The organism is Planomonospora algeriensis (assembly GCF_977012225.1).
In genome coordinates, this window is record NZ_CDRNDK010000239.1 from 1 (window position 1) to 9615 (window position 9615).

Sequence of the window (9615 nt, forward strand, 5' to 3'; positions counted from 1 at the left end):
ATCAACGAGAGCCGCGAGCTCTCTCAAGACGTCGGCCTCACCTCATCGGGGCACGTTCCGGCGCTCAACCCCGGTTAACTTCGAAGAGCCGCTATAGCGAGAGCAGAAGCCCTTCGGGCGTCTACCTGTGGCAGGTGAGCGTGGCACAGCGCATCGACACCTACATCCCGGCAGGCTCGCCCCCGGGCTGGAGCCGCGTGGCCGGCCAGGTGCGCCGCACCGTCGCCACCGCTGAGCCGCTCACCCCGTATTCGGCCGCGGAGCTGCTCAGCGTGCTGACCCGGCTCGCGCTGTTCGCCGACGCCGAAGGCCTGCCCGCCCGGCCCGAGGTGTGGCTGTCGCGGGAGACGATCGAGCGGTTCATCGCGGTCGGCTGCGCCCCTCTGGCCTCGGGTACCCGGGCCACCTACCGCAGCCGGTTGCTGCGGCTGCGCGAGGCCGTCCTCGGCGAGTGCGCCACCGGCCGACCGGTCAAACTGTCGGCCTCGACCGCCTCGCGCCCGTACACGTCCACCGAGCTGGCCGCGTTGTGGGCGTGGGCGGGCGGGCAGCCGACCGCGCAGCTGCGCCAGGGCTGCCAGCTGCTGCTGGCGCTGGGCCGGGGCTGCGGCCTGGACACCCCGGAGATCACCGCGTTGCGGGCCCATGACGTCCGCCGCCCCGGCCGCGGCGCGGTCGTGGTCGCCGTGCGCGGCCGCCGTGAGCGGCTGGTGGTGTGCCGCCGCGCCTGGGAGCCCGTCCTGGCCGAGGCCGCCGCCCGCCTGGACGGCCAGGCCGCCTACCTGTTCCGGCCCGGCCACCACGCCCGGGGCAAGAACACCGTCACCGGCTTCCTGGCCCGCACCCACCCCGCCCCGGCCGCCCCGACACTGAAAACGGGCCGGTTGCGGACCGGCTGGCTGGTGGAGCTGATGGAGACCGGCGTGCCGGTGCCGGTGATCGTCGCCGCCGCCGGACTCGACTCCCTGCACGCCCTGTCGCGGCTGCTGCCGTTCGTGCGCGGCGTCGAGGCCGCCCAGGCGGCCGAGCACCTGCGGGGCCGGCCGTGAGCCGCCTCACGCGGGAGGCGCAGCTGGCGGTGCTGCGCAGCCGGCGCCACCCCTACACCGACGCCGATCTGGAACACGCCGTGCATCTGGTCGCCGTCTCCGGCGCGGCGGCGCTGCTGGCACCGCTGCTCGCCAAGCCCTGCGGCCGCCCCCGGCTGCTCACGGTGGAAGGCCTGCTGGCCGGGCTGTTCCTGTGCGCGCTGGAGCATCCGGACGCCATGCACCTGTCCAAGGTCACCGACATCCTGCACTTCGCCGTCCCCGTCCCCTGGCGGCGGCGCTTCGGCGTCAAGGACCGCGCCGACGACTGCCGCGGGTTCGAGGCCGCCTACGCCGTGGTGCGCCGCCTGTTCGACGCCGTCCTGGCCTGCGTCGACCCCTCCCCGCTGCCCCGCAACACCCGGCTGCCCACCGAGGCCGCCGCCGCGCTGCGCGCCCAGGCCGACACCGCCGACCTGGCGGGCCGGGCCGAGCGGCTGCGCGCCGTCGTCAACGGAGTCGTGGAATCGTCCCTGGATGCGATCCGCGGCACCCTCGAACGGCACTGGGACGGCTCGATCGGCATCGACGCCACCCCCGTCGCCACCTACGCCCAAGGCGTCGGCACCGGCGGCCCGCGCACCGCCACCGACCCCGACGCCGGCTGGTACATCCGCGCAGGCGACCACCGCGACCCCGGCACCGGCCCCGACGGGTCCGCCGCGGCTCGCGCCGAACGTCCCTCCTCCGCAGCACGCCGTACGGCAGGCAAGCCCGGCAAGCGCACCACCGGCGTGAAGAGGTCCGGGTTCCTCAAGCACCTGTTCGGCTACGACGCCACCCTGGCCATCGCCCGCAACCCGCACGTCGACCCCGACGACGCCGCGCCCGGGTGCGCAACCCGGCCCTGCCGCCCGCGCTGGTGCTCGGCTTCACCCTGGACCGGCCCGGCGCCGCCCCGGGGCGCAACGCCGTCGCCGTCCTGACCGACGTCCGCCGCCGCGGCCACGCCGCCGGCTACCTCGCCGGCGACCGGGCCTACAACAACTCCGGCCCCGAATCCTTCCAACTGCCCGCCCGCGCCCTGGGCTACCGACTCGTCTTCGACTACCGCGACGACCAGCTCGGCATCCAGTCCGGCGCGCACGGCGCCCTGCAAGTCGAAGGCCGCTGGTACTGCCCCGCCCTCCCCCAGGCGCTGATCGACGCCACCCGCACCTTCCGCACCATCACCGCCCCAGCCGACCCGGCCCAGGCCGCCGCTGCCGCCGAGCTGTACCGGCGACACCTCACCGCCCGCACCGCCTACGAACTCGTCCCCAAAGGCCGGCCCGACCCCGAAGGCCACCAGCGCCTGTCGTGCCCGGCCACCGCCGGCAGGCTCCAGTGCCCGCTCAAACCCGCCAGCATGGGCACCGGCGCGCGCCTGCCCCTGGCCGACCCCACGCCCAGCCCGGCCGGCCCGCCGACGATCTGCCGCCAGCACAGCATCACCCTGGCCCCCGAGCACGGCGCCAAGCACGCCCAGGCCCTGCCGTACGGCTCAGCCGACCACCGGCGCGTCTATGCCCGCCTCCGTAACGGTTCGGAGGGGTTTCACGGCTACGCCAAGGACGACGCCTGCGAGGCGATCCAGCGCTCCCAGGGCCGCCGCATCCGCGGCATCGCCGCCCAGAGCCTGCTGCTGGCCTTCCAGCTCGCCCACGCCAACCTCAGGAAGATCTCCCGCTGGCTAGATTCCCTACCCGGCCCCGAAGGCCGTCCCCGCCGCCGGGTGCGCCGCCGCCCCACCAAACCCCTGTCCACCTGGGCACCGTAGACGACTGCGGATCGGCGCCGGAGGCGTAGTGATCGGTTCCCGTCGGAGCGGCAACCGGTAAAAAATGGTGCAAGCAGGACGAAAGCGGCTCGCAAGCCGGGCCGGGTAGACATCTCTGCGTGCCTGAACACCTCGCGGGATCCGCAGAAAGCACTCGGCCCCGGCTCTTGCGAGCCGGGGCCGAGTTCCGTCACTGTCGAGCCACCGATTTCGTCGGCGGCCCAGAGTGGGCGAGGAGGGATTTGAACCCTCACGTCCTTTCGGACACACGGACCTGAACCGTGCGCGTCTGCCGTTCCGCCACCCGCCCTTGTTTGGGTGCGCTCGAAACATTAGCACGGATCAGCCGGTACCCACGAACCCGGATACGATCCTTCTAGATGACGGAGGAAGGGAGGTACCCGGTGGGAGTCCTTCAGCGCTTCGAGCGGAGGCTCGAAGGCTTGGTTGAGGGGGCCTTTGCGCGGGCGTTCAAGTCTGACCTTCAGCCGGTCGAGGTCGCCAGCGCGGTTCAGCGGGAGATGGACGAGCGGGCCGCGATCGTCGCCCAGGGACGGACCCTCGTCCCGAACGACTTCGTGGTCGAGCTGTCCACGACCGACAGCGAGCGTCTGCAGGTGTACGCCGACAGCATCAGCCACGAGCTGGCCAACCTCGCCCGCGAGTACGCCAAGGAGCAGGGCTACTCGTTCGTGGGACCCGTCCGGGTGCGCTTCGAGACGGCGGACGACCTCGCGGTCGGCCTGTTCCGGATCCGCTCCGGGGTGATCCGCGGAGCCACGGTCGAGCAGGACGAGATCCGCAAGCCCGTGACCGACGTGCCCGCCGGTCGCTCGCACGCGTTCCAGGGCAGGCCCCGGCTGCTGGTCTCCACTCAGGATGACCCGCAGGGCCAGCGGTCCTACGATCTGACCACACCGGTGACCCTGCTCGGCAGGGGCACCGACTGCGATCTCCGGCTGGTGGATCCGGGTGTGTCCCGGCACCACGCCGAGCTGCGAGTGGAGGGCCCGCAGGTCGTGCTCGTCGATCTCGGCTCCACGAACGGCACTTTCGTCAACGGCCAGCCGGTTCGCCGGATCGAGCTCCAGAACGGCACTCGCGTGACGCTCGGGCGCACGACCCTGGTTTTCCGGCGCGATTAAAGGTAAACAGACGGTCCATGTCCGAGCTCACGCTGCTGCTGATCCGCCTCGCGTTCCTCGCGGTGCTGTGGTTCTTCGTGATTGCCGCGGTCGGTGTGATCCGGACAGACTTGTTCGGATCCCGCACGCCCGCCACCGCCCCCGCGCGCAAGGCTCCCAAACCGGCCAAATCCGCGGCCAAGTCCAAGAAGGGGGAGCCTCGGCAGATGGTCGTCACCGGCGGCCCCCTCCAGGGCACCACCATCACCCTCTCGGAGACGCCCATCACCATCGGCCGGGCGAACGACGCCACACTGGTAGTCAGCGACGACTACGCCTCCAGCCGGCACGCCCGGCTCTTCCCCCAGGACGGTCAGTGGATCGTGGAAGATCTCGGATCGACCAACGGCACCTACCTCGACCGCTCCAAAGTCACCCGTCCGACTCCGGTGCCGCTCGGCGTTCCGATCCGCATCGGTAAGACCGTCATCGAATTGCGCAAATGACCATCGCACTCCGTTACGCCGCCCGCTCGGACGTCGGCCTCCTCCGCGAAGGCAACGAGGACTCGGCGTACGCCAGCGGCCGCCTGCTCGCCGTCGCGGACGGCATGGGCGGACACGCACACGGTGAGGTGGCCAGCTCGGTCGCCATCGCCGCCATGTCGTCCCTCGAAGAGGACGCACTCGGGGGTGACCTGCTCATCGCCATCGAGGCGGCCGTCCGCGACGCCAACCGCCGACTCCACGAGATGGTGGGGCGGGATCCCAGCCTCAAAGGCATGGGCACCACCCTGACCGCCATGCTGTGGTCCGGCACCAGGGTCGCCCTGGTCCACGTCGGAGACTCGCGCGCCTACCTGCTGCGCGCCGGGGAGCTCTACCAGATCACGCACGACCACACCCTCGTGCAGTCGCTGGTGGACGACGGCCGGATCACCCTGGAGGAGGCCGCCACCCACCCGCAGCGCTCGATCCTGCTGCGCGCGCTGGACGGCAGCGGCGAGGTCGACCCCGACCTGTCGCTCCGCGAGGCCCAGGTCGGCGACCGCTACCTGCTCTGCTCCGACGGCCTGTCCGGGGTCGTGAGCGCCGAGACGCTGCACCACACGCTCTCCACGATCGACGATCCCGAGACGGTGGTCCGCACGCTGATCGACCTGGCCAACCGCGGCGGCGGCCCCGACAACATCACCTGCGTGGTCGCCGACGTGCTGGAACTGGACGAGGGGTTCTCCTCTCCGTCCACCGAGGCGGCCGTGGTGGGCGCCGCGGGCTCCACCCTCAGCCTCTCGCAGCGGTCGCCGGAGGCGCCGGGCGCATCCGGCGCCCAAGCCGGGGCGATCACCATGCCCCAGCCCATCGTCATGGACGACGACCTCGACGAGCCCGCCCCCCGGGGGAAGGCGTCCCGCCGCCCGGCCAAGCGCCGGCGCGTGTGGCCGATCCTGGCCTCGCTGGGCGGCGTCGTCCTCGTCGGCGGCGGCCTAGGCTGGTACTTCGGGAGCCAGTGGCTCGACGACCAGTACTTCGTGGGGGTGCGGGGTGACGAGATCGTGGTCTACCGCGGGGTGAACACCACCCTCGGCCCCGTCGAGCTCTTCGACCCCGTCCGCGGCACCGCGGTGGCGGTCTCCACCCTCGGCGCGTTCCAGCAGGGCCAGGTGCGCGACGGCATCCCGGTCGCGAACGTCGACGCGGGCCTGAAGAAGGTGGCCGAGCTGAAGGCCTCCGCCGAGCAGACCCCCGACACCGGCGACAAGGCTCCGGACGACGGCGCGACCAGCACCGATCCGCCCGCCGCCACCACCAGTCCGCCGCCGAAGGGCACCGCCACCCCGAAACCCACAAGGTCACAATAGAGACATGAGCACCCCTAGCGTCGAACCCGTCCCCCTGCCGGCCAAGCGGCGGTTGGCGCAGCTGGCGATGCTCGCCTTCGCGGTCGCGATCACGTTGGGCGCGTACGCCAACGTGGGCCTGGCGATCGACGGGCAGATCCCCTCCGGCATGCTCACCTACGGCCTCAGCCTGGGCGGCTTCATGCTGGCCGCCTACCTGGTGCTGGCGAAGTTCGCCCCCTGGGCCGACCCGCTGATCCTGCCGCTGGTGACGCTGATCAACGGCCTCGGGCTGGTGATGATCTACCGGCTGGAGCTGGGCGCGGGCGGGAAGGGCGGCGTGTCCGCCAACACCCAGTTGCTGTGGACCGCCGTCGGGGTCGTCGTGTTCAGCGTGACACTGATCGTGTTGCGTGACCACCGAGCCCTGCAACGGCTCACCTACACCGCCGGGGCCGCCGGACTCCTCCTGCTGATCTCACCGCTGATCCCGTTCCTCGGCGTCGAGATCAACGGTGCGCGGATCTGGATCGGCATCCCCGGCGTGGGCCAGCTCCAGCCCGCCGAGCTCGCCAAGCTCGCCCTGATCGTCTTCTTCGCCGGCTACCTGGTCGCCAAGCGCGACGTGCTGGCGCTGGCCGGGCGGCGGCTGCTCTTCATCGACCTGCCCCGCGCCCGCGACCTGGGGCCGATCCTCATCACCTGGGGGCTCAGCCTGTGCGTGCTGATCCTGCAGAAGGACCTCGGCTCCTCCCTGCTGATCTTCGGCACGTTCATCGCGATGCTCTACATCGCCACCCAGCGCACCTCCTGGGTGCTGATCGGCATCCTGCTCTTCGCCGGCGGCGCGATCCTCGCCGGGACGATCTTCCCTCACGTGTACGCCCGCTTCGAGGTCTTCCTCAATCCGGGGGACCCCGTGCTCTTCGAGCGCGAACTCGGCGGCAGCGCGCAGCTCATGCAGGGCCTGTTCGGCCTGAGCCAGGGCGGGATCCTCGGCACCGGACTGGGCCAGGGCCATCCGGGGCTGATCCCGCTGGCCTTCTCCGACTTCATCTTCGCCGCGATCGGCGAGGAGCTGGGCCTGACCGGGCTGATGGCCCTGCTGATGGTCTACGCGCTGCTGGTCGAGCGCGGCCTGCGGACCTCGATCGCGGCCCGCGACCCGTTCACCAAGCTGCTGGCGGGCGGCCTGTCGTTCCTGCTGGCCTGGCAGATCTTCATCATCGTCGGCGGCGTCACCAACCTGATCCCGCTCACCGGCCTGGTCACGCCGTTCATGTCGCAGGGCGGTTCGGCGCTGCTGTCCAACTGGATCCTCATCGCGCTGCTGGTGCGGATGTCGGACGCGGCGCGCAGGCCGGCGCCCCAGGCCATCCAGGACGAAGGAATGACGCAGGTGTTCCAGCGATGAACAGTCCCCTCAAGCGCGTCGCCCTGGCCTGCATGCTGATGTTCGGCCTGCTCATGCTGAATGTGAACTACCTGCAGGCCGTGCGGGCGGAGGGCATCCGGGAGGACTCCCGCAACTTCCGCAACTTCTACGCCCGCTACGAGGTCCAGCGCGGCCGGATCACCGCGGGGAACAAGGTGCTCGCCGAGTCGGTCGAGACCGGCGACAACACCTTCAAGTACGCCCGCCGCTACCCCGAGGGCAAGGTCTACGCGCCCATCACCGGGTTCTTCGCGCCGGAGAGCACCCGCGACATCGAGCGGGCGAAGAACGACCTGCTCGACGGGTCCAGCGCCGACCTGCTCATCCGGCGCAGCATCGACCTGTTCAGCGGCACCCAGACCAAGGGCGCCAACGTCGACCTGACGATCAACCCGAAGGCGCAGGAGGCTGCCTACAAGGCGCTGAGCGCCAGCGGCAAGAAGGGCTCGCTGGTCGCGATCGAGCCGAAGACCGGCGCGATCCTGGCCATGGTCTCCGTCCCCACCTACGACCCGAACCCGCTCTCCAAGGCGAACAAGGCGGAGGTGAACAAGGCCTACGCGAAGCTGGCCGAGGACGAGGACCAGCCGCTGCTGAACCGGGCGATCGAGCGGACCTACCCGCCGGGCTCGACCTTCAAGGTCGTCACCATGGCGGCCTACCTGGAGAGCGACGACACCCTCGGCCCGCAGAGCCAGATCGACGCCCCGCCCCGGCTCGACCTGCCGAACACCACCGCCGACCTGCCCAACCACGGCAACTCCGCCTGCGGCAACGGGCGCGTGACACTCTCGTACGCGCTGGAGAAGTCCTGCAACACGCCCTTCGGCAAGATCGGCATGGACCTCGGCTACGACGCGATGAAGGAGCAGGCCGCCAAGTTCGGCATCGGCGGGGAGCAGCTGGAGATCCCGATGCCGGTCTCGGCCAGCAGCATCGGCGAGGAGGAGGACCAGGCCGCGCTCGCCCAGGCCTCGATCGGCCAGCGCAACAACCAGATGACGCCGCTGCAGATGGCCATGGTCGCGGCGGGCGTCGCCAACAACGGCGTGGTCATGAAGCCGTATCTGGTCAACAAGGTCGCCGACGCCGAGGGCGGCGAGGTCGAGACGGCCGATCCCGAGGAGCTCTCCACCGCGATGAGCGAGGAGACCGCGGCCAAGCTCAGAGAGATGATGGTCAACGTCGTCAACCTGGGCACGGCGAGCGCGGCGCAGATCCCGGGCGTCAGCGTCGCCGGCAAGACCGGCACCGCGGAGACCTCCGGCAACCGAGCCCCGCATGCCTGGTTCGTCTCCTTCGCCCCCGCCGAGGACCCCAAGGTCGCCGTCGCGCTCATCGTCGAGTCGGGCAGCGCCGGCGACGACGCCTCCGGCGGTCAGACCGCGGCCCCCATCGCCAGGAGCGTGATGGAAGCGGTGCTCGGTAGATGACGTCGTTCCTCGGGGACCGCTACCGCCTGCTGGAGCGCATCGCGGGGGGCGGCATGGGCGAGGTCTGGCGGGCCAGGGACGAGTTGCTCGGCCGCGAGGTCGCCGTGAAGCTGCTCCGGCGGCACCTCGCGGACGACCCCGCCTTCCGCGGGCGGTTCCGCACCGAGGCGAGGATCGCCGCCGGGCTGGCCGACCCCGGGATCGCCCAGGTCTTCGACTACGGCGAGGCCGACGACGTCGCCTACCTCGTCATGGAGCTGGTCCCCGGCGAGTCCCTGGCGGCCATCCTGGCCCGCAACGGCGCCCTCAGCCCCGAGGTCGCCCTCGACGTGGTGCACCAGACCGCCAAGGGGCTGCACGCCGCGCACGCCTCCGGGATCATCCACCGGGACGTCAAGCCCGGCAACCTGCTGGTCACCGGGACCGGCACGATCAAGATCACCGATTTCGGCATCGCCAGGGCGCTGGAGTCCGCGCCCGTCACCCAGACCGGGACCATCCTCGGCACCGCCCAGTACGTCAGTCCCGAGCAGGCGTCCGGCATCGCGCTGACCCCCGCCACGGACCTCTACTCGCTGGGTGTCGTGGCCTACGAGTGCCTGGCCGGCCGGCCGCCGTTCACCGCCGAGAACCAGGTGGCGATCGCGCTGATGCACCTCAACGACCCGCCGCCGCCGCTGCCCGCGAGCGTCCCCGGTCCGGTGCGCGACCTGGTCGCGGCCTGCCTGGCCAAGGATCCGGCGCAGCGCCCGGCGAGCGCCAGGGAGCTGTCGGACCGGGCCTACGTGCTGCGTGAGTCGCTCGCCACCGCGGGCGCCGCGGGCCTGGTCCTGCTCACCGATCCCACCGGCTACCGGGGCCTCCCCGCGGCGGGGGCCGTACCGGACACGGCAGGCGCCGCGCGAGACACGGCGGGCGCCGCAGGGGACACGGCGG

The 9615-nt window shown here is 71.6% G+C and carries 9 protein-coding genes and 1 tRNA gene; 9 read left to right on the top strand and 1 reads right to left on the bottom strand.

The window, feature by feature from the left end; translation table 11 throughout:
- The first annotated feature begins 134 nt into the window (after positions 1–134).
- The 3 genes from ACWJ6R_RS22400 to ACWJ6R_RS22410 are packed head-to-tail and all read left to right on the top strand — an operon-like array spanning position 135 to position 2847.
- Positions 135–1049, top strand: coding sequence for a hypothetical protein (locus ACWJ6R_RS22400; protein ID WP_449064112.1), 915 nt, complete (start codon positions 135–137; stop codon positions 1047–1049).
- The gene (locus ACWJ6R_RS22405) at positions 1046–2014 is read left to right on the top strand and encodes a hypothetical protein (protein WP_449064113.1); all 969 of its coding nucleotides are present in this window, start codon (positions 1046–1048) and stop codon (positions 2012–2014) included. The genes ACWJ6R_RS22400 and ACWJ6R_RS22405 overlap by 4 nt, the downstream gene beginning before the upstream one ends.
- Positions 1921–2847, top strand: a complete 927-nt coding sequence (locus tag ACWJ6R_RS22410) for a hypothetical protein (RefSeq protein WP_449064114.1) — start codon at positions 1921–1923, stop codon at positions 2845–2847. The genes ACWJ6R_RS22405 and ACWJ6R_RS22410 overlap by 94 nt, the downstream gene beginning before the upstream one ends.
- Before the next feature lie 227 nt (positions 2848–3074).
- On the opposite strand, the gene ACWJ6R_RS22415 is transcribed toward ACWJ6R_RS22410, so the two are convergent.
- Positions 3075–3157: transfer RNA gene (locus tag ACWJ6R_RS22415), tRNA-Leu, on the bottom strand.
- A 94-nt stretch (positions 3158–3251) separates the two neighbouring features.
- Between ACWJ6R_RS22415 and ACWJ6R_RS22420 the strand changes: the two genes are divergently transcribed.
- The 6 genes from ACWJ6R_RS22420 to ACWJ6R_RS22445 all read left to right on the top strand — a co-directional run.
- Positions 3252–3992 (top strand): FhaA domain-containing protein, encoded by a 741-nt coding sequence (locus ACWJ6R_RS22420; protein ID WP_449064115.1) that lies wholly within the window; start codon positions 3252–3254, stop codon positions 3990–3992.
- Positions 3993–4009: 17 nt separating this feature from the next.
- A complete protein-coding gene (locus ACWJ6R_RS22425; RefSeq protein WP_449064116.1) occupies positions 4010–4477 on the top strand; it encodes an FHA domain-containing protein FhaB/FipA in 468 nt (155 codons plus the stop codon).
- A complete protein-coding gene (locus ACWJ6R_RS22430; RefSeq protein WP_449064117.1) occupies positions 4474–5832 on the top strand; it encodes a PP2C family protein-serine/threonine phosphatase in 1359 nt (452 codons plus the stop codon). The genes ACWJ6R_RS22425 and ACWJ6R_RS22430 overlap by 4 nt, the downstream gene beginning before the upstream one ends.
- A gap of 4 nt (positions 5833–5836) precedes the next feature.
- The gene (locus ACWJ6R_RS22435; protein ID WP_449064118.1) at positions 5837–7225 is read left to right on the top strand and encodes an FtsW/RodA/SpoVE family cell cycle protein; all 1389 of its coding nucleotides are present in this window, start codon (positions 5837–5839) and stop codon (positions 7223–7225) included.
- Positions 7222–8679: a peptidoglycan D,D-transpeptidase FtsI family protein gene (locus tag ACWJ6R_RS22440; RefSeq protein ID WP_449064119.1), complete on the top strand. Its 1458-nt coding sequence runs from the start codon at positions 7222–7224 to the stop codon at positions 8677–8679. Before ACWJ6R_RS22435 ends, ACWJ6R_RS22440 begins: the two co-directional genes overlap by 4 nt.
- Positions 8676–9615 (top strand): serine/threonine-protein kinase (locus tag ACWJ6R_RS22445; RefSeq protein WP_449064120.1); only part of this gene is annotated, 940 nt, incomplete at its 3' end. The genes ACWJ6R_RS22440 and ACWJ6R_RS22445, both read left to right, overlap by 4 nt.

Bases quoted from the DNA above. Each gene is read 5' to 3' on its own strand.
- ACWJ6R_RS22440 (WP_449064119.1), top strand. From the start codon at position 7,222: ATGAACAGTCCCCTCAAGCGCGTCGCCCTGGCCTGCATGCTGATGTTC.
- ACWJ6R_RS22430 (WP_449064117.1), top strand. From the start codon at position 4,474: ATGACCATCGCACTCCGTTACGCCGCCCGCTCGGACGTCGGCCTCCTC.
- ACWJ6R_RS22435 (WP_449064118.1), top strand. From the start codon at position 5,837: ATGAGCACCCCTAGCGTCGAACCCGTCCCCCTGCCGGCCAAGCGGCGG.
- ACWJ6R_RS22425 (WP_449064116.1), top strand. From the start codon at position 4,010: ATGTCCGAGCTCACGCTGCTGCTGATCCGCCTCGCGTTCCTCGCGGTG.